The sequence below is a fragment of the Agrobacterium sp. CG674 genome, assembly GCF_053521645.1.
Genome location: NZ_JBNWDZ010000001.1, coordinates 579,276 through 601,372, shown reverse-complemented (window position 1 = coordinate 601,372; position 22,097 = coordinate 579,276). Strand labels below are relative to the sequence as shown.

Annotated in this window: 22 protein-coding genes; 7 read left to right on the top strand and 15 right to left on the bottom strand. The window is 56.1% G+C overall.

Annotation, left to right across the window (positions count from 1 at the left end; all coding sequences use genetic code 11):
- Positions 1–162 precede the first annotated feature (162 nt).
- The 12 genes from ACQZ51_RS02880 to ACQZ51_RS02825 all read right to left on the bottom strand — a co-directional run bounded on the left by ACQZ51_RS02880 (position 163) and on the right by ACQZ51_RS02825 (position 12,011).
- Positions 163–648 (bottom strand): F0F1 ATP synthase subunit B, encoded by a 486-nt coding sequence (locus ACQZ51_RS02880; protein ID WP_243256576.1) that lies wholly within the window; start codon positions 646–648, stop codon positions 163–165.
- 1 nt (position 649) lies between these two features.
- Positions 650–1,288 carry a F0F1 ATP synthase subunit B gene (locus ACQZ51_RS02875; protein ID WP_448775050.1) on the bottom strand — a complete coding sequence of 213 codons (639 nt, stop codon included), beginning with the start codon at positions 1,286–1,288 and terminating at the stop codon, positions 650–652.
- Between the two features lie 77 nt (positions 1,289–1,365).
- On the bottom strand, positions 1,366–1,593 hold the full coding sequence (locus tag ACQZ51_RS02870) for a F0F1 ATP synthase subunit C (RefSeq protein ID WP_027673924.1): 228 nt from the start codon (positions 1,591–1,593) through the stop codon (positions 1,366–1,368).
- A gap of 71 nt (positions 1,594–1,664) precedes the next feature.
- Complete coding sequence (locus tag ACQZ51_RS02865) at positions 1,665–2,414, bottom strand: F0F1 ATP synthase subunit A (RefSeq protein ID WP_042618118.1); 750 nt, start codon at positions 2,412–2,414, stop codon at positions 1,665–1,667.
- A gap of 64 nt (positions 2,415–2,478) precedes the next feature.
- Positions 2,479–2,844 (bottom strand): AtpZ/AtpI family protein, encoded by a 366-nt coding sequence (locus ACQZ51_RS02860; protein ID WP_311272491.1) that lies wholly within the window; start codon positions 2,842–2,844, stop codon positions 2,479–2,481.
- A gap of 269 nt (positions 2,845–3,113) precedes the next feature.
- On the bottom strand, positions 3,114–4,283 hold the full coding sequence (locus ACQZ51_RS02855; RefSeq protein WP_448775048.1) for a cell wall hydrolase: 1,170 nt from the start codon (positions 4,281–4,283) through the stop codon (positions 3,114–3,116).
- 180 nt (positions 4,284–4,463) lie between these two features.
- On the bottom strand, positions 4,464–6,302 hold the full coding sequence (locus ACQZ51_RS02850; RefSeq protein WP_448775748.1) for a potassium transporter Kup: 1,839 nt from the start codon (positions 6,300–6,302) through the stop codon (positions 4,464–4,466).
- Between the two features lie 93 nt (positions 6,303–6,395).
- Entirely contained in the window at positions 6,396–7,373 is a 978-nt protein-coding gene (locus ACQZ51_RS02845; RefSeq protein ID WP_448775047.1) for a magnesium transporter CorA family protein, read from the bottom strand.
- Positions 7,374–7,763: 390 nt separating this feature from the next.
- Positions 7,764–8,897, bottom strand: coding sequence for an Mrp/NBP35 family ATP-binding protein (locus ACQZ51_RS02840; RefSeq protein ID WP_448775746.1), 1,134 nt, complete (start codon positions 8,895–8,897; stop codon positions 7,764–7,766).
- Between the two features lie 95 nt (positions 8,898–8,992).
- The gene (locus tag ACQZ51_RS02835; RefSeq protein ID WP_448775046.1) at positions 8,993–10,216 is read right to left on the bottom strand and encodes an ABC transporter substrate-binding protein; all 1,224 of its coding nucleotides are present in this window, start codon (positions 10,214–10,216) and stop codon (positions 8,993–8,995) included.
- Between the two features lie 83 nt (positions 10,217–10,299).
- Positions 10,300–11,040 carry an autoinducer binding domain-containing protein gene (locus ACQZ51_RS02830; protein WP_448775045.1) on the bottom strand — a complete coding sequence of 247 codons (741 nt, stop codon included), beginning with the start codon at positions 11,038–11,040 and terminating at the stop codon, positions 10,300–10,302.
- Positions 11,041–11,210: 170 nt separating this feature from the next.
- A complete protein-coding gene (locus ACQZ51_RS02825) occupies positions 11,211–12,011 on the bottom strand; it encodes an IclR family transcriptional regulator (RefSeq protein ID WP_448775044.1) in 801 nt (266 codons plus the stop codon).
- A 115-nt stretch (positions 12,012–12,126) separates the two neighbouring features.
- On the opposite strand from ACQZ51_RS02825, the gene ACQZ51_RS02820 reads away from it, so the two are divergent.
- Genes ACQZ51_RS02820 through ACQZ51_RS02805 form a run of 4 tightly spaced genes read left to right on the top strand, consistent with a single transcriptional unit; the run spans position 12,127 to position 15,348 of the window.
- A complete protein-coding gene (locus ACQZ51_RS02820) occupies positions 12,127–12,900 on the top strand; it encodes an SDR family NAD(P)-dependent oxidoreductase (RefSeq protein WP_448775043.1) in 774 nt (257 codons plus the stop codon).
- The gene (locus ACQZ51_RS02815) at positions 12,900–13,817 is read left to right on the top strand and encodes a 2-dehydro-3-deoxygalactonokinase (RefSeq protein WP_448775041.1); all 918 of its coding nucleotides are present in this window, start codon (positions 12,900–12,902) and stop codon (positions 13,815–13,817) included. Before ACQZ51_RS02820 ends, ACQZ51_RS02815 begins: the two co-directional genes overlap by 1 nt.
- A gap of 10 nt (positions 13,818–13,827) precedes the next feature.
- Positions 13,828–14,457, top strand: coding sequence for a 2-dehydro-3-deoxy-6-phosphogalactonate aldolase (locus tag ACQZ51_RS02810; RefSeq protein ID WP_448775039.1), 630 nt, complete (start codon positions 13,828–13,830; stop codon positions 14,455–14,457).
- A gap of 3 nt (positions 14,458–14,460) precedes the next feature.
- The gene (locus ACQZ51_RS02805) at positions 14,461–15,348 is read left to right on the top strand and encodes an SMP-30/gluconolactonase/LRE family protein (protein WP_448775037.1); all 888 of its coding nucleotides are present in this window, start codon (positions 14,461–14,463) and stop codon (positions 15,346–15,348) included.
- Positions 15,349–15,397: 49 nt separating this feature from the next.
- Here the strand turns inward: ACQZ51_RS02805 and ACQZ51_RS02800 are convergent, their stop codons facing one another.
- Positions 15,398–16,759: a putative bifunctional diguanylate cyclase/phosphodiesterase gene (locus ACQZ51_RS02800; RefSeq protein WP_448775035.1), complete on the bottom strand. Its 1,362-nt coding sequence runs from the start codon at positions 16,757–16,759 to the stop codon at positions 15,398–15,400.
- A gap of 130 nt (positions 16,760–16,889) precedes the next feature.
- Positions 16,890–18,554 carry a response regulator gene (locus ACQZ51_RS02795; RefSeq protein ID WP_448775034.1) on the bottom strand — a complete coding sequence of 555 codons (1,665 nt, stop codon included), beginning with the start codon at positions 18,552–18,554 and terminating at the stop codon, positions 16,890–16,892.
- 335 nt (positions 18,555–18,889) lie between these two features.
- Here ACQZ51_RS02795 and mutL point away from each other — a divergent pair, with 335 nt between their 5' ends.
- From mutL to ACQZ51_RS02780, 3 genes are all read left to right on the top strand, one after another.
- Positions 18,890–20,707, top strand: coding sequence for a DNA mismatch repair endonuclease MutL (mutL, locus tag ACQZ51_RS02790; RefSeq protein ID WP_448775032.1), 1,818 nt, complete (start codon positions 18,890–18,892; stop codon positions 20,705–20,707).
- A 72-nt stretch (positions 20,708–20,779) separates the two neighbouring features.
- Entirely contained in the window at positions 20,780–21,016 is a 237-nt protein-coding gene (locus ACQZ51_RS02785) for a DUF2093 domain-containing protein (protein WP_042618105.1), read from the top strand.
- Between the two features lie 129 nt (positions 21,017–21,145).
- Positions 21,146–21,643, top strand: a complete 498-nt coding sequence (locus ACQZ51_RS02780; RefSeq protein ID WP_042618104.1) for a YciE/YciF ferroxidase family protein — start codon at positions 21,146–21,148, stop codon at positions 21,641–21,643.
- 49 nt (positions 21,644–21,692) lie between these two features.
- Here the strand turns inward: ACQZ51_RS02780 and ACQZ51_RS02775 are convergent, their stop codons facing one another.
- Positions 21,693–22,016: a hypothetical protein gene (locus ACQZ51_RS02775; RefSeq protein WP_192063492.1), complete on the bottom strand. Its 324-nt coding sequence runs from the start codon at positions 22,014–22,016 to the stop codon at positions 21,693–21,695.
- Between the last annotated feature and the right edge of the window lie 81 nt (positions 22,017–22,097).

The window sequence follows — 22,097 nt, the reverse complement described above, 5'->3', positions numbered from 1 at the left end:
TGTTCGAGCGACATAACTCGCTGAGCGCTCGATCCAAGGCGCGCCTAGCAGGTGCCTCACTAGACTCACGCGCATACGATATTGAGAAAACAAAAAAACCGCCAATCGCTTGGCGGTTTTCAGAATGCTTGAACTCAAAACGCAATTGCTTGCTCTGATACCTCAGTTGAGGCGTGTCTTGGCTTCGTTGACAGCGGTGTTGAAAAGTTGCGTCTTCACAGCGGCTGTCATCTTCTCAGCGATCAGCTTCTCACTTGCTGCAATCGCCAGATCAACAGCCGCGGCACGAACGGCACCAATGGCGTCCGTTTCGGCCTGCTTGATCTTCTGCTCAGACAGAGCGTTGCGGCGTGCGACGAATTCCTCGGTCTTGACCTTGGCTTCTGCCGTAAGAGCTGCAGCTTCACGTTCAGCGGCGGCAATGATGTTCGCAGCGTCTGCTTCGGCTTCCTTGCGCTTGCGCTGATATTCAGCCAGCAGGTGCTGAGCCTCTTCGCGAAGGCGCTTGGCTTCCGCAAGTTCTTCCTTGATGTTGCCTGCGCGCTCATCAAGCGAGCTTGCCAACATGCCGGGAACCTTGAGGTAGGCAATCAGAACGAAGAAGAGAACGAGACCGACAAGCGCGAAAAATGTTGCATCAAACGCCATGTTAAGCTCCCTTCACGACAGATGCGGCATCAACAGCAGCCTTGGCATCCGTATCCGAAACCTTGACGCTGATCAGCTGATCAACGATAGCGGTCGCAGTTTCTTCAGCGATTGTGCCGACATCAGCAAAAGCCTGGGTCTTGATCGTGTCGATCCGTGCTTCAGCTGCCGCCAGTTTCTTGGCAAGGTCTGCCTCGATAGCGGCGCGATCTGCATCGGCCTTGACCTTCGCAGCTTCGCGAGCAGCGGCTGCAATGGAGCCTGCCTTGGCGCGAGCTGCGTTCAATTCTTTTTCGTAGGTTTCGATGGCGGCATCTGCCTCAGCCTTCAAACGGGCTGCTTCATCGAGGTCCTGTGCAATACGGCCGTGACGGTCTTCGAGAATTCCGCCGACGCGTGGCACGATGACCTTCTTCATCAGCACATAGAACAGGCCGAATGTAATGGCCAGCCATAGAAGCTGTGATGCGTAGGTGGACTGATCGAATGGGGGAAACACACCGGATGTGTGACCGGCATCGTGTGCCACGCCTGTCTCGGTATGCGTTGCTTCCGGAGCCGTCTGACCGACAGCCGGCGCTCCCGTATTCGTTTCACTTGTCGCGGGTGCTGACTGGGCAAAAGCCTCGGTCACGAACATACTCACCTCCAGGGGTCGTGCAAATGCGAAGGATCACGGCACGCGCTGCGAGCCGTGATCCAAACCTGATGCTGATATTAGACAGCGAACAGGAGAAGGAGAGCTACGAGCAACGAGAAGATGCCCAGAGCTTCCGTAACGGCGAAGCCGAATACCAGACGGCCGAACTGGCTGTCAGCGGCAGACGGGTTGCGCAGTGCGCCCGACAAGAAATCGCCGAAGATACGGCCGAGAGCGAGGGACGTACCAGCCATGCCGAGGCATGCGAGACCTGCGCCGATGTACTTTGCTGCTTCCGCTTCCATGTTAAGCTCCTTAGAATGGTTGTTTGCGGCTATTTTTGACACCCGATTGTCGGGGCCAGCGACTTTACTTCTCAGTGACCGCCATGCACGGCGTCGTTCAGGTACATGCAAGTCAGTACCGCGAAGACGTATGCCTGCAGGAAGGCGACGAGAAATTCCAAACCGGTCATTGCGACCGTCATGATGAGGGGCAGAATTGCGCCACCGATACCAAGGGCACCGAGTGCACCCATGGAGGCAACGAAGCCCGAGAAGACCTTCAGCGTGATGTGACCTGCCAGCATGTTCGCGAAAAGACGAACGGAAAGGCTGATCGGACGCGACAGGAACGAAATGATTTCAATGGACGACACAAGCGGCAACAGCACCGCAGGCACGCCAGATGGTGCAAAGATGCCGAGGAAGCTCAGGCCATGCTTGTAGAAACCGTAGACGACGACCGTACCGATAACGAGGCAGGACAGAGCGAAGGTAACGATGATCTGGCTGGTGACCGTGAAGAAATACGGGAACATGCCGAGCAGGTTTGCTGTCAGAACAAACATGAAAAGCGAAAAGACGAATGGGAAAAACACCATTCCCTTTTTGCCAGCGCCTTCGCGCAGCATCGAAGCGATGAATTCGTAGGACATTTCAGCAACGGACTGCATGCGGCCTGGGATCAAGCCACGGTTCGACGTTGCGAAATAGAGGAAGCCAGATGCGGCCGCGACCGTTGCGACCATAAACAGAGACGCATTGGTGAACGAAAAATCGACGCCACCGATCTCAATCGGGATGATCGGCGTTACCATGAACTGATGGGTCGGATCGTTTGCCACCGTATGCCCTCTTTATCTTTTGCCGCAAAACACGACACTTTAATTCTATATGGACACTGAGCGACTACTCGCCCTGCGTTCCACTCTTGTCTTTTCCGAGCCCACCTTCGAGAAGCGGTGGCTTCGCCACGACGCCCGCAGAACGCAGAACATTTAGAACGCCTGCACAGAAGCCGAGAAGAAGAAGAACGATCATCCCCCAAGGCGACGTACCAGCAAAATGATCCAGTAGATACCCCAGCATCGCGCCAACAACGATTGCAGAGATGAACTCGGAGGAAAGCTTGATCGCCATGGCGAAACCCTTTCGGGTCTCTGCTGCGTTCTGCTCCGTCCGGCCCTGCGCGTCGTCTTCCGCCTTCACCTTTGCCAGTTCATCGGCAAGGCGCCTGCGGCGCTCATCCAGACTATCGTTACGGTTGCCAGTCATTGCCAAATCCCACCCTTTTTCTCCATTCCGGCATTGCCAGAACTCATTGGAGTTGTAAACGGCAGGGCATTAAGCCTGTTCCAGCCCGCTCTGAAGTCGCGCGCAACATAGTTTTAGGCACTTCGCTAGTCAAGGCACTGACTGCGCTTGACGGAATACAAAATTGTGATTGAAAGCAATAACTTAGCTTATACAGACGGATTAATTGCTTTGTTGGGATGCAGAATCGGCATTTTTGACACGTTTATCCCGTGGAAAAGCCGGAAATATCAGCTCCAGCCGCCGCCATAGGTGCGGTAGAACACGTGCAGACCGATTCTGCCCACTTTTTTCATGGTTCTGCCCCAGGCCGGGCGCACGTAGACAGCGTGATAATGCGTCGCGGAGCCGACTTCCTTCAGCCATATCTTGCCTGCCGTGGTCGCCAATGCCACTTCGCGGGCCATTTTCCAATGGCGCTCGGAATTCACACGGTCCTTGATATTGTCGCAGGCGAAGGAAAACTGGCAGCGATTGCGCCAATCCTGGTTCTGATAGACGACACCGCAGATCGTGTTGGGGTAGGTCGGGTTGCGCACCCGGTTGAGGATCACCTGCGCCACGGCGGCCTGCCCCTTAACCGATTCGCCACGTGCCTCAAAATAGATGCCCGACGAAAGGCATTGCTGCTCGGCTGCGGAAAATGCCTCGGCTGGAAGCGGTTGCGCTGCCCACGCATGGTCATCTGCTGCGATTTGAGGAATGAAGCGACCGGCATCCGGCTTTTTCAGGATGGCATCAAATGGTGATTCGCGCGCGAAATCCGGCTCAGCCGGTGCATAGGCGGTGGCCAGCACGTCGGGTGTTCGGTTGGTAATCAGCTCTGCCAGCATGGGCGAGACGGACTTTTCGGTCTTGCTCTCATCCCGACGAAAATAGAAGGAGGCGAGCTCGATGTCCTTGGTCTTCTTCTGCTTCACGAAAGCAGTTCGATCCTTTCGCTTCAAAGGCTCGATATCCAGCATGCTGGTGCGACGCAGAACGGAACCTGCGGTAAATTCTTTCGGTGGCTGCATGATTTCGGTTGAAACGATGCGCCCCTTCTTGGCGGCACGGTTGACGCGGTCGCTATCTGGCGTCGTTTCCTTGCCGCTCTTGGATGTGACGAAAGCAACCTTGCTTCCATCTGGCGCGATCATTCCAGCCCCGGTCAGCACGGAGGCGGGATCAGCCTGAGCAAAAGAAAGAGACGCATTGTGAACGGAACCTGCCGGAGAACTGGTGAGGACCATGCGCCACTGCTCTCCCCCGGCGTCAAGGCCAGCCAGCAAAGAGGCGAGATCCGCACGGGCGGCAAGGGTGGGAAAGGCAAGCCAGGCGGCCAAACCGAAAACAACTGGCGATGTCCATGTCTCGAACGAGAGGAAGAACCCGCGACGCGATACTTTTTTTGAACGCAAAACCAGCACTCCAGACACGAACGCAACTCACTGCTACAGGTCTGGATAATCTCTCATTAACCTTGATGGTTGGTTAACAGCAGCGGGGCGCACGCCTTCACGTTAACGTGTCGGATGCAAAAAACGCCACCCGGCTTTCGCAGGATGGCGTTTGAGATGATCGGCACTGCCAACACGCGATCAGATGACCACGTGAGAGCCAAGTTCCACGACGCGGTTGGCGGGCAAGCGGAAATAATCGGATGGGTCTGCCGATGTTTCGGCAAGGGCGATAAACAACCGGTTCTGCCATCCCGGCATGCCAGACTTGGGGTCTTGCACCAGTTTGCGTCTGCCCAGATAGAAGGATGTCGACATGATATCGAACTTGTAGCCGGTGCGGCGCAGATATCCCAAGGCCTGCGTCACATTCTGCGTTTCCATGAACCCGAAGTGAAGTTCGACAACGACGAAACGTTCGCTGACCTTGGTGATCGTGTATCGACGATCAGGATGAACACGCGGCGTGTCTTCGGTGCGTATCGTCAGGATCACATTCTTGTCGTGCAGAACGTGGTTGTGCTTGAGGTTGTGAAGCAGCGCGGCAGGGGCCGTCTCCGGGTCGCCCGTCAGGAAAATCGCCGTGCCGGGGATACGAACCGGGCCATGGGCACTCTCTTTTTCCACCGACGAAACGAAAGCCTTCAACGGAACGTCCGTGCGGCGTGTCTTGGCGAAGAGAATTTTCGAGCCGCGCTGCCATGTCATCATGATGATGACGAAGGCGACGGCCATGAGCACCGGCACGTAGCCGCCGTCGTGGATTTTTAGCAGGTTTGCACCCAGGAAGATCATCTCAAGCGAAATGAACGGCAAAATCACGAGAAGGGCGAGCGATTTCGACCACTTCCAGTGCGTGCGGGTAAACTGGAAGAACAGTAGGCTGGTGACGACCATCGCGCCGGTAACGGAAATACCATAGGCCGTGGCCAGAGCGTCCGAGCTTTTGAATGTCAGCACCAGCGCAACGACGCCAAACAGCAAGACGGTATTGACCGATGGCAAATAGATCTGCCCGGTGTTGGTTTCGGATGTGAACAGAATTTCCATCCGCGGCAGGTAGCCCAGATGGATGGCCTGACGGACGAGCGAGAAAGCACCCGTTATAACCGCCTGGCTGGCGATGATGGTGGCAGCCGTTGCCAGGATGACCGCTGGAAGCAACGCCCACTGCGGAAACATCAGGTAAAACGGATTGGACATGGCCGAGGGGTCTTTCAGCACAAGCGCGCCCTGCCCCAGATAGTTCAATGTGAGAGCCGGAAAGACCAGCACGAACCACGCCCACTGGATGGGTCTGCGACCAAAATGCCCCAGATCCGCATAAAGTGCTTCCGCACCGGTGATTGTCAGGAACACTGCGCCCAGGACAACCAGACCGTAGAAGCCTTCCGCCATCAAAAATTCAACCGCATGCCAAGGGTTGAAGGCATAGAGAATATTGTAATCATCCGAAATATGGATGAGGCCGACGAAGCCCATAACGAAGAACCAGACGGCGGTGATGGGGCCGAAAAACTTCGCGACAACTTCAGTGCCATGCGACTGGATGGCGAAAAGCCCCACAAGAATAATGACAGAGATGGGAATGATGAACGAATCCATCTGCGGGGTCACGAGCTTCAGGCCCTCAACCGCCGACAGCACTGATAGTGCCGGGGTGATCATGGCGTCACCCATGAAAAGGGCAGCGCCAATGAGGCCGAGCATGATCAGCACGCTGCGCTTGCTGCCAGCAGATTTCATCAGAAGAGCCAAGAGCGACAGGGTGCCGCCTTCGCCATCATTATCCGCACGCAGCAGAAAACAGATGTACTTGATAGTGACGATAATGGTGAGCGCCCAAATCATCAAGGAAATGAGGCCGATCACTTCAGCCTCGGTGACGCCATCGTGCGAGATGGGCTTCAAGGCTTCACGAAAAGCGTAGAGCGGGCTGGTGCCGATATCGCCATAGACGACGCCGACAGAACCCAGCATCGCTGCAAAAAAGCCCGTCGTGCGGCGATGATCCGCCTCCGGCTTTTCGGAGTTATCCTTATCCAACGCGTGAGACATGGTGTTTCTGACCGGTTAGAGCCAGCCCTTCCAACGGAAAATGATGAATGGAATGATGGCCGATATCAACATGATGAAAATTGCCAGCGGATAACCGTAGGTCCACTGCAGTTCCGGCATGACGTTGAAGTTCATTCCGTAGACAGATGCCACAAGTGTTGGCGGCAGGAACACGACAGACGCAATGGAGAAGATTTTGATAATCGCGTTCTGTTCGACATTGATGATCCCAAGTGATGCGTCCAGTAGAAATGTCAGATTGCCGGAAATGAACGATGCGTGTTCCGACAGGGACTGAATATCACGGCCGATGGAGCGACCCGTTTCCTTCGCTTCCTTATCCTGCTGAACATTAGGCGTGGCTTGCAGAAAAGACTGTAGGCGGGCCAATGATGCAAGGCTATCGCGCACCTTTGAGATGAGACGGTGATAGCCCGATATATCGGCAAGCTTGTCTTCCAGATAGCGGGGGGCCTTGCGCTTGCTTCGTGCCTGATCACCAAAAATTCCGGCAGCAACGGTATCGATGCGGATCACGGAGTTTTCGATGATTTCCGCCGTACGATCCACGATGGTTTCGAGAAGTTTCAGCAGCAGAGCCGCACCGCTGCGCATATCGTGGGGCACACGGGTAATGGCCGCAATGAAGAGATTGAAGGATTTTGGTTCGGCATATCTGATGGTGACGAGCCTGTTTCCGGCAAGGATGAAGGCAACATCCGTCAGGCGTGGATCTTTCGAATCCGCATTCCAGACCAATGAGCCCGTCATGAAGACGTTTCCATCTTCCACGTAAAGGCGGCTGGAGGGCTCGATGTCCTTGAGATCCTCACGGGTCGGCAACTCGACGCCAAGCAGTTGCTCGACGCGCATCTCTTCAGCCCGGTCAGGGTTGATCAGGTCAATCCAGACAATATCATCCGAAATCTGCTGAACCGATGGGTCCGCCGACAGGCTGATTGCCTCGCAATTGGAGCGATAGGCCTTGATCAATCAGTTTCTCCGGTCAGCATCCCGACAAATGCCGGAAGGCTGCTCTAACACAAAAGGTATGGCTTCCGCAAACGCCCGGAATGGGCGGCGGACCGAACGGCGCGGCCTATGCTCTCAATGCCCATAAGAATCAAGGAGTATTTTTTGCAATGCCCTAGCCACCAAGCTTGAATGGCCGTGTGGCTGTGGGGCACCATCGTTTGCTGGCCTGGCCATCTGCCCTTAGGGTGCATTCGTATAAGCCCGTAGAATCAGTGGCTTGATCGAATACAACGGCCTTCAGCAACTTCTCGCGAAAACAGAAACTCTGGCTCCACGCAACCGGAGCGAGGGGCTGTCAAGCTGCACCACAGACCAAGTGCTATGCGCAGGGCGCATCGGTTGTCCACTTTATTCGAAGACGATACTCGGTGCGGGTTTGCTTAGGCCAGCGCCCATCTGGGTCCAGACGCGCTGTGCAATGTCGCGATAAATCTGCGCCTGAGATCCGTCTGGCTCCGCCACGACAACGGGAGTACCGGCATCAGACAATTCACGAATAGAGATTGTGAGCGGCACTTCCCCCAAAAAGGGAACGCCGATGCGCTCTGCTTCCGCACGCGCGCCACCATGGCCGAAAATATCGTAACGCGCACCGGTATCGGGGGCGATGAAATAGCTCATGTTTTCGATGACGCCGAGGAGAGGCACTTCCACCTTCTGAAACATGGTGATGCCTTTTCGAGCATCGATCAGAGCCATGTCCTGCGGGGTAGACACAATAACAGCACCAGCCAGCGGCACTTGCTGGGCAATAGTCAGTTGCGCGTCGCCCGTGCCGGGCGGCATGTCCAGCACCAGCACGTCGAGCTCACCCCAGGCCACTTCGCGCAGCATCTGCATCAGCGCCGACTGGACCATCGGCCCACGCCATATCATCGCCGCTTCTTCATCCACCAGAAAGCCCATCGACATGACCTTGAGGCCGTAATTTTCCATGGGGATGATGGTGCGCCCTTCACCCTGCTGCGGGCGACCGGAAAGTTTGAGAAGCCGAGGCAGCGATGGTCCATAAATATCGGCATCCAGAATGCCGACACTCAGGCCAAGCGTTTGCAGCCCCAGCGCCAGATTGACGGCGGTGGTAGATTTGCCGACGCCACCCTTGCCGGATGCAACAGCGATGATGGCGCGGATGCCGGGAACGCCCGTTTTGACACGGGGCTGCGCCGCGCCTGCCTGTGGAGCAGGTGACGGCTTTGTGGCTTTTGGCTGGGCGGGAGCAGAACCGGGTTTGCGGTCGGCGGTCAGCGTGACCATTGCCGCTTTAATTCCGGATACGCTAAGGGCTGCTTTTTCTGCCGCAAGCCGCAGCGGCTCCATACGATCGGCCTCTGCTGCAGGAACAGTAATGGAAAAATAGGCCTTGTTATCGGCAATGAATATTTCCGACACCATGCCAAGCGCAATGATGCTCTCATCGCTGCCCGGATAGGCGATGCTTTTCAACGCTTGCTCGATTTCGTTCTTGCCGGCCTGTGCCATATCAGTTTCCATTATGCTGCATCCGCAGCCTTCCATAACCAAGTGCTTCAGTTTCGCCAATGATAAAGCGTAACCGTTCTTGCGATCCTGGTCGGTCACATCTTCGTATCGGCCCCAAGATTTTCAGGATCGAAGATACGCCCGTCGAAAAAGGCGTCAGGCCCGAGCACAAGGCCGGACCGGGATGCACCAACGATGACAGGCACTTTCAGCGTGCCCTCCAACTTCATATTGGCAGAGGGAGCCGGGACAAAAAGCGGCTTTATCGCCTTGCGGAAAATATTGGGACGATAGGCGCGCGCCGCGGCGTCATACGCGCTTTTATCAGTGGTGGCATCCGGGGGCGAGTCGTCGCGCAAGGCCATCTGGCTGAAGAACCATAGCGCTTGGCTCTGCCAGGGAAAGTTGACCGCCCTGCCGCTTGTGGCAAAGAAGCCGGGGCATTCCAGCATACGTGTCGGCGAGTGAGAGATAAATCCTGTCAGCGCTGGAAGAATGAACTCCTTATCCATACCAAGGCAGGCAGGCGAACCTAGAATGCCCGCAAGCTCCTCAATATTGGCATGGCTGGAGCACCATTCGCCTGCTCGGTAAAGCGCACGAATAAGCGCCTCCAAGGTGTCAGGTTCAGAATTTGCCCAACCGTCTGACACGGCAAGCACCTTCTCCGGGGCGTTCTGCCAGATATGCGACTTGGTCGTGAGGATGCGGGCCGATCCGCGCAGGACGGCAAGGGTTCCATAGGGTTCTGAACCGTAAAAGCCATCGATCTGCCCGGCTTCCAGCATATCCGGCATAGCCCCCGGTGGCGCTTCGACAAGGGTGACGTCGCCGCCGATACGCAAGCGGGCGCTGTTCAGAAGATAATGTAACTCCATTGCAGATGCCGAGAGCGGATGTTCGACAGCCAAGGCCAGAGGCTTCAGCCCCGCTGACTGGCGGGACGCGGCAACGCGGCCGAGAGCACGGGCCAATGTGGCCGGATCTGGTATCTTCATCCCCTGCTCGACCAGATCGTCATGCAAATCCTGTGCGGCGGCAAAGGTGGCACCACCTGTTGCTAGCACAAAAGGAGCTGCAAATCCGGCCGGGATATCGCCAAGGCCGAGAGCCGACGCCACCGGAAGTGACGCAGACAGATGAAGGCCCTGCAGATCGCCGTTGCGCCACTCTGCCAGAAGGTCATGAACGGAGGATTTTTTGACCAGATGAAGAGACACCCCTTCATCTGCGGCAAAGCCTTTTTCAGCGGCAACGACAAGCACCGCGCAATCGATCGTCGGAGAAAATCCAGCCTTGAAGCTTCTCGAAGCTGCCAAACGAATCTTATCTCCTCTGCCATCTGCAGCAGCGAGAATTGCCCACGTTGATGCAGATAACAATCCAGGAAAAAGAAATATTTCTACTTGATCAAACCGACGCGCAAAGCCTTTGCGACAGCTTGCGTTCGGTTGACCGTATCCAGCTTTTTCGTCGCGCGGTTAAGATAGTGATTGACGGTATGTTCCGACAAAACCAGGATTTCAGCAATTTCCGCGCTTGTTTTTCCCGCCGCCGTCCAGTTCAGACAATCGATCTCTCGGTCCGTCAATGTGCCGGGAATGCGAGAATCGAGCGTTCTGACATGGGCAAGACGGCTGAAAACATGGGCGGACACATAGGCAATTTCCGCAACGAATGTCGGTGAAAAATCCATACGGTTGCCGTGGAACGAGATTGAGCCTTTCTGGCCAGTGTGGTCCTGCACCGGGCACCAGAGCGACTTCACCATATCGAAACGCGTGAAAAGATCGAGGATAGTCTTGCTGACGGAGTTTTCATGGCCGCTTTGCAAGAGCTCGGCATCAACAAAAAACGGCACGCTGGATTGGTTCAAGGCACGAAACACATTGCTGCGAGGCAGAAGGCCTTCATGGTCGTATTGGTGCAACAATTCGGCTGGCCAGTTTGTAATGACCGTGTATTGCGAAAGCTCCAACGCAATGTGGGCCGGAATATTGACGACCATAAAGGCTTTCATGCCCCAAGCTTCAGTTATCCTTTTAAGAAACCGAAATATATCAAACTGAGTGCTCAGCTCTGCTACTTCTGCCACGCACTCCGCTCCGGGAGGAGCGTCAGAGGAAATCTTTGGTTCCAACATTTTTTGGTTCTTTATGCGATAGACTTAAATGATGAGGCTCGATATCAGAAAATAACACCACGTGAATAACGAAGCATTGTTTTTTTGCACACAAAAGTTGATATTTACAAATTATCGCAATTTTTGCGCATGAATATTGTTGTCGTACAGTCGCCTGCAATTTTCAGTGTTTACTCGTTTACAGGCGGCAGACGCACCATCAAATCCGAGGATATATTTTTGGCTGCTTCACGGACAAGGTCCGCCCATCCCTCAAGACGAGCCCGACTGAGCCGATAGGCGGGTCCTGTGACCGAAATCGCTGCGTAAATGCGCCGTCCCGGCAGAGGCACCGGCACCGCGATACATTGTATTCCGGCCTCGTGTTCTTCCAGATCAAAACCAAACCCCTTAGAGGCTATGTCACCCACAGCCTGCTTCAGATCCTCTGCCGTGATGATGGTATTGGATGTGTAGGGGTGAAACCCCATCGTCTCAATGATCGCATCGAGCTCCGCCTGCCCTAAAAGCGAAAGTGCCGCCTTGCCGACACCGGTGCAGTAGGCTGGTGAAACACGGCCGATCTGCGAATACATGCGCACCGCCTGCTTGCCATCGATCTTGTCCAGATACACGATTTCTGAGCCTCTGAGCACACCGAGATGGACCGCTTCCTGCGTCTTTTCCTGCAGGTCTCGAAGATGAGGTGCCGCGACAGTGCGCAGGTCGCTGCTGCTCCATGCCTGGGAAGCAAAACTCAGCAACCGCAGGCCAGCCACATAGGTCTGATCGCCTCTCTGCTCCAGCAAGCCCTCATCGAGAAGATGCACAAGTTGACGGTGCAGCGTGCCACGCGGCTGGCCGCTCAGCTGCAAGATATCGGTGAAACGAAGCGGGTGTGGCGACGTCACCACCAGCTCCAGCAGGGAAATGGCCTTGCCGAGTGTTCCTGTGCTACTCTCAGCCGTCGCGTCACCACTTCGATGCATCATGCTGGTCTCCCCGTGCTCTATTGTAACGCTTGACAGACACCAAGTGGACGGCGCACTATTCCGATTATTGAAACTTAGTTCCAAATAATGGAACGCGCAATCCTTGCCGAGTGATATGTCGAGCGAAAACTTTTCACCCTCTTCTGAATTTCTGGATAACGGCATTCTGATTACGGGCGGCGGCTCCGGTATCGGAGCGTCGCTGGTTGCAGCCTTTGCCGAGCGCGGGGCAAAAGTCGCCTTCATCGATTTCAATGAAACCGCAGGCACACAGCTGGCTGAAACACTATCTGCGCGCACACGCCATCCGGTTACATTTATCAAGGCTGATTTGCGGGACCAGTCGCAACTGGCGCGGGCCGTGACAGATGCGGCGCAGGCGACGGGTGGCATCAAGGTGCTGGTCAACAATGCTGCATGGGATGACCGCCACGATATCGATACGGTCACGAGCGAATATTGGGATGAAAATCAGTCCATCAATCTGAAACCGGTCTTCTTTGTCACTCAGGCGGCCCTGCCCTATCTGCGGCAGGCGCAAGGCGCGTCGATCATCAACTTTTCCTCCATCTCCTATCTCTTGAACATGGGCGAGTTGCCCGCCTACACCGCCGCTAAGGCAGGCATCATCGGCTTGACGAAAAGCCTTGCCGGGCGTCTGGGTGAAGAAAACATCCGCGTCAACGCGATTTTGCCGGGCATGATCGTGACCGAGCGCCAGAAAAACCTTTGGCTGACCGATGACACGATCTCGCAAACGGTGGGGCGACAGTGCCTCAAACGCGCCTTGACGGCGCAGGATATTGTCGGCCCCTGCCTCTTTCTGGCCTCTTCAGCATCCGCTGCCATGACGGCCCAAACCATGATCATTGATGGAGGTCTTTTATAATGTCTGATGCCGCATATGTTGCAGTGGACTGGGGTACGACCAGCTTTCGGCTCTGGCTGATCAGCAAATCGGGCGAAGTCATTGGCGAGCGCCGAAGCAACGAAGGCATGACAACGGCGATGCAAACCGGCTTTTCGCAGGTGCTGGCATCCCACCTTTCCGCTCTTTCCGCGCCAACGGGGCTACCTGTTATCATCTGCGGCATGGCGGGTGCGAGACAGGGTTGGGTCGAAGCGGGCTATGTCGATGTTCCCGCGAATTTGGCGCAGGTGCTTGAAGGTGCCGTCCGGGTGCCGGGCGAAACGTCAGACGTACGCATCCTGCCGGGCCTTGCGCAGCGCGCAGCCGAGAAGCCAGATGTGATGCGCGGTGAAGAAACACAGCTTTTAGGCGCGCTTTCTGCCGATTACAGGTCCGGTGAGCAATTGGTTTGCATGCCGGGAACCCATTCCAAGTGGGTCAATGTCGCCAATCTCGAAGTGACAGGCTTTTCCACATTCATGACCGGAGAGCTGTTCGATGTCATATCGAAACACTCCATTCTGTCCCATGCGGTTGCAGATGCCGGGAGCTTCACCGGTGACAGCGAGGCCTTCCGAACGGCGGTATCGCAAAGTTATTCAAACCCGCAAATGGCGACAAACCACCTGTTCACGGTGCGGTCTGGCCAGTTGCTGCACGGCCTGTCTGCGACAGATGCGAAGGCAAAACTGTCGGGCACGATGATCGGGCTGGAAATTGCCGGCGCGCATTCCGCTGCATCGAAAACGGCGCAAGTCGTTCTCATCGCATCCGGCTCACTCGGTGCGCTCTACGAAGCAGCGTTCAATGCGCTTTCCATTGATTTCGTGACTATTGATGCAGATGAAGCCGTGCGTCGCGGGCTTGTCGCAGCTGCAAACGCCATTTGGCACTGAGGAGTTTTCCATGCGTATTCCCTTCCCTTCCATGAAATACCCACTTGTCGCAATTCTGCGAGGCATCCGGCCTGAAGAAACAGAGGGTGTGGTAACAGCACTTCTGGAAAGCGGCCTGCGAGCCATCGAAATCCCGCTCAATTCGCCAGATGCGTTCCGCTCCATCGAAATGGCCGTCAAGCTTGCTCCGCAAGACGCATTGATCGGCGCTGGCACCGTGCTTACCGTGGAAGACGTGGCAAAGCTGGACGCAGTTGGCGGAAAGCTGATGGTCAGCCCCAATGTCGATGTTGATGTCATCACGGCGGCTAGAGAAAAAGGCATGGTCACCATGCCGGGTGTGCTGACGCCAACCGAAGCGCTTCTGGCGCTCAAGGCAGGCGCAACCGGGCTCAAATTCTTCCCCGCCAGCGTGCTTGGCCCATCCGGCCTCAACGCTATCAGAGCCATTTTGCCTAAGGATACGCTGGTTGCGGCAGTCGGCGGTGTTTCGGACAAGAATTTCACGGACTACACCAGCATCGGAATCACAGCCTTTGGTCTGGGAACCAGCCTCTACAAGCCCGGCATGACGGCGGATGATGTGCGCGCCCGCGCCATCGCCACCGTCGCTGCCTATGATCTAGCAATCGGAGCTTAAGGCATGCCAGACATTCATGACTTCAAGGGAGAGGTGCTTGACCCCACGCAGATGATGCTGGGCGAAGGGCCAAGTTTTGACCCGATCACGAACACATTGTGCTGGCTGAATATTCTGGGCAAGGAGCTTCACGCGCTTGACCTGACAAGCAACACCAAAACCGTTCACGCCCTGCCCTTCATGGCCAGCGTCGTTGCACGTATCGATGAGAAGCGTCACTTGCTGGCCTCCGATGAGGGCCTCTTCATTCGTGACCGCGCAACGGGGGAGCTTTCGCTGCACGCCGATTTCGAGCCCGGCAAGCCCGGAAACCGCTCCAATGACGGGCGCATTCACCAAAGCGGTGCGTTGTGGATCGGCACCATGGGCAAGAAGGCCGAGGATGGAGCTGGATCGATCTATCATGTCGCAGGCGGCAAGGTGACGCCGCTGTTCGACAAGATCAGCATCAGCAACGCCATCTGCTTTTCCCCCGATGGCGCGACCGGTTACTATGTCGACACGCGTGTGAACCAGTTAATGAGCCTTCCACTTGATCCGCAAACAGGTCTGCCAAACGGCGCGGCAAAAGTGTTCGTTGATCAGGCTGGCCAAAAGGGCGGTATTGATGGCGCGGTCTGCGACGCGGATGGCAATATGTGGAATGCGCGCTGGGGCCTCGGCGCGGTGGATCAATATTCACCGAACGGACAGCATCTGGCACGCTATGAAGTTCCGGCAGCACAGACGACATGCCCTGTGTTTTTCGGCGCATCTGCAAACCGCATCGGCGTGACCTCTGCCTATGAGGGACTTGATGATACGACCATCAAAGCTAATCCTCTTTACGGCGCAACTTTCGATCTCGGCATCGAGGTAAAAGGCATGCTGGATGCCGCATATCGGCTCTAAGCCCATCAGGATAATGACCGACCAAGGCGCCTCACCGGCGCCTTTTTCGTCAGCCGAACTCGCGGGCGGAGTGGTTTATGTCACGGTAGTTTTCCTGAAGGTAGCGTTGCGTTGCGGCTGCATCGACCGGGCGACCGTAAAAATAGCCCTGCCCCATGCCGCAGCCAAGGTTGCGCAGTTTCTCGGCTTCGGCCTTTTCTTCAATGCCCTCAGCCACAACCTGCAGATCCAGCCCATCACACATCGCAACAATTGCCTTGATGATATGCTCTGACGGTCTATCTGTGGTGATGCGCGATACGAAAGCGCGATCGATCTTGACCTTGTCGAAGGAGAAATCGCGAAGTCTACCGAGGCTCGACTGGCCGGTGCCGAAATCATCCAAAGAAATGCGAATACCGGCATGTTGAAGGTCGGTCAGGATGCGCTGGGCCGTATCAGCCGAGGTCATGACCGCAGTTTCGGTAATCTCAAGCTCCAGCCGTCGTGGATCAAGCCCGACGCGCCTCAGAATGCTGAGGATATTCTCGGCAGTGCCGGGGTCCATCAACTGAGCAGAAGAGAGATTGAAGGACAGGAACAGTTCTCGCGGCCATGAGAGCGCCGCTTCCGCTGCCTTGCGCAACAGCATTTCCGATAGCGCATCGATAAAACCACGCTCTTCGGCCAGAGGCACGAAGACGGCGGGAGAAACAAATCCAAGATCCGGATCATTCCACCGCGCCAAGGCCTCAAAGCCGATGACAGTGGCATCGCTAAGCCGAACGATTGGCTGGAAGTGCACATCGAGCGTGCCGCTGATAATGGCATGTCGCAATGCCTGCTCAAGCTGCGTCGCGCTCTTCATCTCCTGCGCAATTTCACGCGAATAGACAGTAATCTGGCCGCGGCCACGCCGCTTGGATCGATAAAGCGCGGTCTCCGCACTTTTGAGAAGATCCTCGAATTCATCGCCCGCAAAGGGATGGATAGCAAAACCGAAGGATGATGACAGCCTTACGTTCCGGTCTCCTAGATCGTAGGGGGCGGAAAGCACGTCCTTGATCATTTGCCCAACGCGCTCGGCCCCGTTGCGTTCGAACACGAGTGGCAATACGAATGCGAATTCATCACCTTCATGGCGGGTGACGATCGCCCCATCCGGCACGCAAGCTTTCAGACGGTCCGCGACCTGACACAGGATTTCATCGCCCGCTTCCGCGCCGAAAAGGTCATTGATCGGTTTGAAGCCATCGATATTCGCAACGCCAATCGTGAAGGGTGCCGGGTCACTTGCCCGCTCGGCTGCCAGCATCAGGATTTTGTCGCGAAGCCTGTAGCGGTTTCCCAGCCCCGTCAACGGGTCGCGGTAAGCCATCGCCTGCAATTCATGCTGGCTCACCTGCGGCGCATTTCGCTCTGGCGATTTCATTCGCGCGTCCTGATCGAGGGAGTGCGGGTTATCTTGCAATATGATTTGGTCTCACGAAACATTAGCGCTGAAATCTGCGAAATAGCTATCAATATTCAGGGTATCTTCTTCCGCAGCGGCGTTACGGCATTTAAATACTGGCACGATGCTCTCGCTGGGGCAGATAACGCTTCAACATCAGTTCGATCATATCGGGACTGATAGGTTTGAGCAGCATATCATCCATGCCGGCATCAAGGCAGGCTTGCCGATCACCCTCGAACGCCTGGGGTATAACGCCGATAATCGGGGTGCGCCCACGCTCGCCCCCAACCATGCCACGCACGCGTCGTGCCGCTTCAAACCCGTCGAAATCCGGCAGGGTGGTGTCCATCAGAATAAATGCGGGCCTTTCCGTTTCAAACAACCTGAGGGCATCACGGCCCGTGGAGGCGATCCTGTAACTGAGGCCAAGACCATCCATGATCTGCGAAAACACGATCTGATTGATGCTGTTGTCTTCAACAACGAGAACATCTAGCCCGCTCTTTTTAGCGGGCGCTGGAGGCATACCTGTAGAGATCTCCCAGCCAGCATCGGTTTGGGCAGACGCCAGGGTGCGACTTGCAAGCCTGAAATGGCGGGAAATCTCCGTGATCAGCGAGCTTTCCAGCAGATAGTCATCCACCGTCACGGCATCGACACCATAGGTCTGGGGCAGATCCAGACAGGCAATATCCATTTGCACATCGACAATCACAAGATCGATGCGCACTCCGGCAGAGGTGGCATATTCCATGAACGCCTTCTGCTCGTGCTGCGTCGACACCATGGCGCAATCCACACCAACCGCGGTCATTTTGCGCATGGCCAGATCGCCCAGTGAGGAATTCGGTGTGACCAGCAGAATACTGCGGCCCTTCAAGACCTGCGATGCCTGATGATGCTCATCGTCCATGTAGGATGAAGCAACGAACGACATGTGCTCCAACCCGCGAATGACACTCTTGCCATCCGCACCTGCACTCGCAAAGGCGGTCACGTCATCCATGGTCGTGACAAGGAAATACCGGCCGGGCTTGCCCACCCTCTGCTTTCTGGTGATGACCAGCGCTTCTTCACCGGTCAGACGTGTGACGCGCTCCGGCAGAATGGCGGGTGTGCCGGTTTCCAGAACATGGCGGTCCATGGCGTCGATGCGCGAGGCAAGAGGATCGGAGTGAATATCGGAAACCGTCCGGCCCAGAATAAGATCGGCTGACGTTTCCAGAAGGGCACAGCCCGCCTTGTTGACGCCGACATACGTCGTGGTGCGATCCTTGACGAAAATGGAGAGGGGCAGCGTGTCGAGAATTTCTTCTGTCAGTTGCACGCGCTCTATATCCAAGCGCCACTGGTCCTCGCGCTTTTTCTGCTCGGTTATTTCGGTGATGATGCAAATGCCGAGGCCAGACGGAAAGCGCCGTTTGATGAAACGCAGCCATCTGCCACCGGCACACGGTTCCACCGTTTCCAAACGCTCTTTCCAGTGCGAAGACAATTGTTCGGCGATCCACTCGTCGCGCTCGATATTGTGTGCAATCGAAGGGCCGTCCACTTCGCGCCGACTGTCGTACAAAGCAGCGAGCAAATCCCGAAGGCGCGTGCCGATGCCCAGCTTCAAGTCAGGGATGGGTAGATGGGCGGGAACACGGCTGTTGATGAAGATGATACGATCATTGCGATCATAGATGACGATAGCAGCAGAGATCGCATCGCAAACGGCGTCGAACATGGCAGTTTGAATATCTGCGCAGACCGACACCTCATCCTTCATTGCATTTCCTCACAGGCACTTCTCAAGGCAAAATGAACTCACAAAAAACCGGCCACGGACCGTGGATAAATGGATAAAACGAAGGACATGCAGGATTGTGACTTGAAGCAGACTGGACAAGATGCGACGGCCCCAGCTTTCCGTCGCACATCCGCTGGCAATGCCAGAGGAATATAGTTGCTGAACTCATTTCAAGCAGTTTCGACTTTAGAAGCTTTCCCTTAAGACGCGCTTAACGGTGTCGCTTTGAAAGATTTAGCGGGACAAGCAGGCGATTGGCCGCGTCTTGGATGATTTTCCTTTCATAAGGCGGGCGAATCCACGAAAATGGATCCATGTCCATCAAGCAGCTATCCGAAACCCTTATCAACCAGATTGCCGCAGGCGAGGTTATCGAGCGACCTTCAAGTGCCGCCAAGGAGTTGATTGAAAACGCAATCGATGCAGGCGCCACGCGCATCGAGATTGCGACCGCTGGCGGCGGCAAGGGTTTGGTGCGCATTTCCGATAATGGTTGCGGCATGTCTCCAGCCGATCTGGAGCTTGCGGTGCGACGGCACTGCACGTCGAAGATTTCCACGACGCTGGATGATATTCGCACTCTGGGTTTTCGCGGCGAAGCGCTGCCTTCAATAGGGTCCGTGGCCAGATTGACGATCACCAGCCGCCAGCAGGGTGCTGCCGAAGGCGCAATCATTTCCGTTGCGGGCGGCAAGCTCTCACCTGTCCGCCCGGCCCCTTCCAACACCGGCACCATTGTCGAGGTGCGTGACCTTTTCTTTGCCACACCGGCGCGGTTGAAATTCCTGAAAACCGAACGGGCGGAAGCTGCGGCGATCACGGAAATCGTCAAGCGCATGGCGATTGCCTTTCCGCATATCCGGTTCGTGCTGTCTGGAACGGACCGCTCGACGCTGGAGTTTGCGGCAACGGGTGACGACCATCTGGCCCGCATGGCGCAAATCCTCGGAATGGATTTCAAGGATAATGCCATAGAGATCGACGCCGGGCGTGAAGACGTGACACTGACGGGATTTGCCGGTGTACCAACGTTCAATCGTGGCAATTCCGCCCACCAATATATGTTCGTGAACGGCCGCCCGGTGCAGGACAAGCTGTTGCTGTCCGCCATTCGCGGGGCCTATGCGGAGACGGTGCCACACGGTCGCTATCCGATTGCGGTCTTGTCGCTCCAACTTGATCCGGCGCTTGTCGATGTCAACGTGCATCCGGCAAAATCGGATGTGCGCTTTCGTGACCCCGGCTTGGTCCGGGGCCTCATCGTGGGTGCCATTCGCCAGGCGCTGAGCCGCGAGGGCGACCGCGCCTCCACCACGGGCGCTGCGCAAATGATGAATGCATTTCGGCCTGGCTACAGTCCATCGACTATGCGTTCACAGCCAACGCAGGCATGGTCACCCGCAAACTCACCGTCGCGCCCTCTTTCCGTGCAGGATGGTCTGGCGCTTCGCGAGGCGGCGCAATCTCAGTTCACCGACATTACCATGCCAACGGCTCGGGCCGACGCCTCAGAGCAGCCAAACAGCATGGAAACAGGCACAGAGCCCACCCGTTTTCCACTGGGGGCCGCCCGCGCACAGGTTCACGCCAATTACATTGTCGCGCAAACGCAAGACGGTCTTGTCATCGTGGATCAACATGCAGCCCACGAACGTCTTGTGTTCGAGGAAATCCGAAAAGCGCTGCATTCCAAGCGCCCGCCTTCGCAGGTGCTGCTGATACCGGAAATCGTCGATCTGCCTGAGGAAGACTGTGACCGGCTGATGGACCACGCCAGTGGGTTCGATAGCATGGGCCTTGCCATCGAACGCTTTGGACCGGGCGCGGTTGCGGTGCGCGAAACGCCCGCAATGCTGGGCGAAGTCAATGTTCAGGGCCTTGTTCGCCAATTGGCCGATGAGATAGCCGAATGGCACACCGCCACCTCTCTCGCCAGCAAGCTGGAATATGTCGCGGCCACCATGGCCTGCCACGGCTCAGTTCGGTCTGGACGCCGCATGCGCCCGGAGGAGATGAATGCACTTTTGCGGCAAATGGAGAACACGCCGGGGTCAGGCCAGTGCAACCATGGTCGCCCGACCTACATTGAGCTCAAGCTGGCAGACATCGAAAAGCTGTTTGGACGAAGTTGAGATAGTGCCGTGTTGAGGCTGGCATTTTGGCCATTGCATCCTTAAAAAGATCCGACGTCAGGAGACAGGCAGATGAACAGATTTGAAGGCGGCAGCAACCGCGAAGCAAAGGTCGAATATCTCGATGGCGATATGCGTATCGTGCAGACAGGTTCGCATGTCGTCTGCGCCATGACGGGCAAACATATACCGATCGATGAGCTTCGTTACTGGAGCGTCCTGCGTCAGGAAGCCTATGCGGATGCGGCGGCATCGGTTGAAGCGGAAAAGCGCGCCGGAGCTTTGCCGAACCAGCGCCGCAACGCCTGATTCCGGCCACTCAAGACATCCGTCTCCCAAATTAATCGATGATTCGCCCTGCCCGGCAGGAACGATCGCACCCAACGCCGGTTAGCCGGGGGTGTGACCAAGATGCACGATTTTCAATAGGAGACTGACATGGCCGAGAAGACACTCGACGATCTTTTCTATGACACGCTCAAGGACATCTATTATGCCGAGCGTCAAATCCTGAAAGCCCTGCCGAAAATGGCCCGCGCCGCAACGGATAAGAAGCTGAAGGCCGCCTTCGAAAAGCACAAGGAAGAAACCCAGGGGCAGATCGAACGCCTCCAGGAAGTCTTTGAAATCATCGGCAAGCGCGCGCAGGGCAAGACCTGTGAAGCCATCCAGGGCATTATTGCCGAGGGTGAAGAAATCATCGAGGATTACAAGGGTTCTGTGGCGCTCGACGCCGGCCTGATTTCTTCCGCGCAGGCCGTTGAGCACTATGAAATTACCCGTTACGGCACGCTCAAGGCCTGGGCTGAAAAGCTCGGATATACCAAGGCCGTCGCGCTGCTGGATGCGACGCTGCAGGAAGAATCCACAACGGATGAAGACCTGACAAAGCTGGCAGGTTCTTCTATCAATGCTGCGGCCCAAAAGGCAGCTTGATCTTCCAACCACGCATAAAAAAGCCGGGCATCTAGCCCGGCTTTTTTCGTTATGGTGCCGTGGTATTCGTAGAGCTTGGATTTCTATCCGTACCCTCCGTTGGCGGCGTGGTGCCGGACGGCGTATTGTTGTCGAATGTCTGAGTGCCCTGCGCACCCGGGTTCGGCGTGGCTGATGGTGAGGTCGAGCTGGTTGCTGGCGCTGTCTCTGTTGTGGCAGGTGCCGTGCTTTCACCCCAGCTTTCCGCAACGATCCAGACTGCACCGGCAAGCACAAGGCTGATGACAAGAATGATCAGAACAGGGCTACCCTTGAACCCCTGACGGCTTTCCTTCGGCGAAAAGACTTTCTTTTCCGTATTTTCCTGCGGCATGCATTCCTCCTGAATGGGAGAGCGACCACATGTGGCGCTCACATCATCAGGGAAAGCCCTCCAAAGGTAGATAGTTCCCGC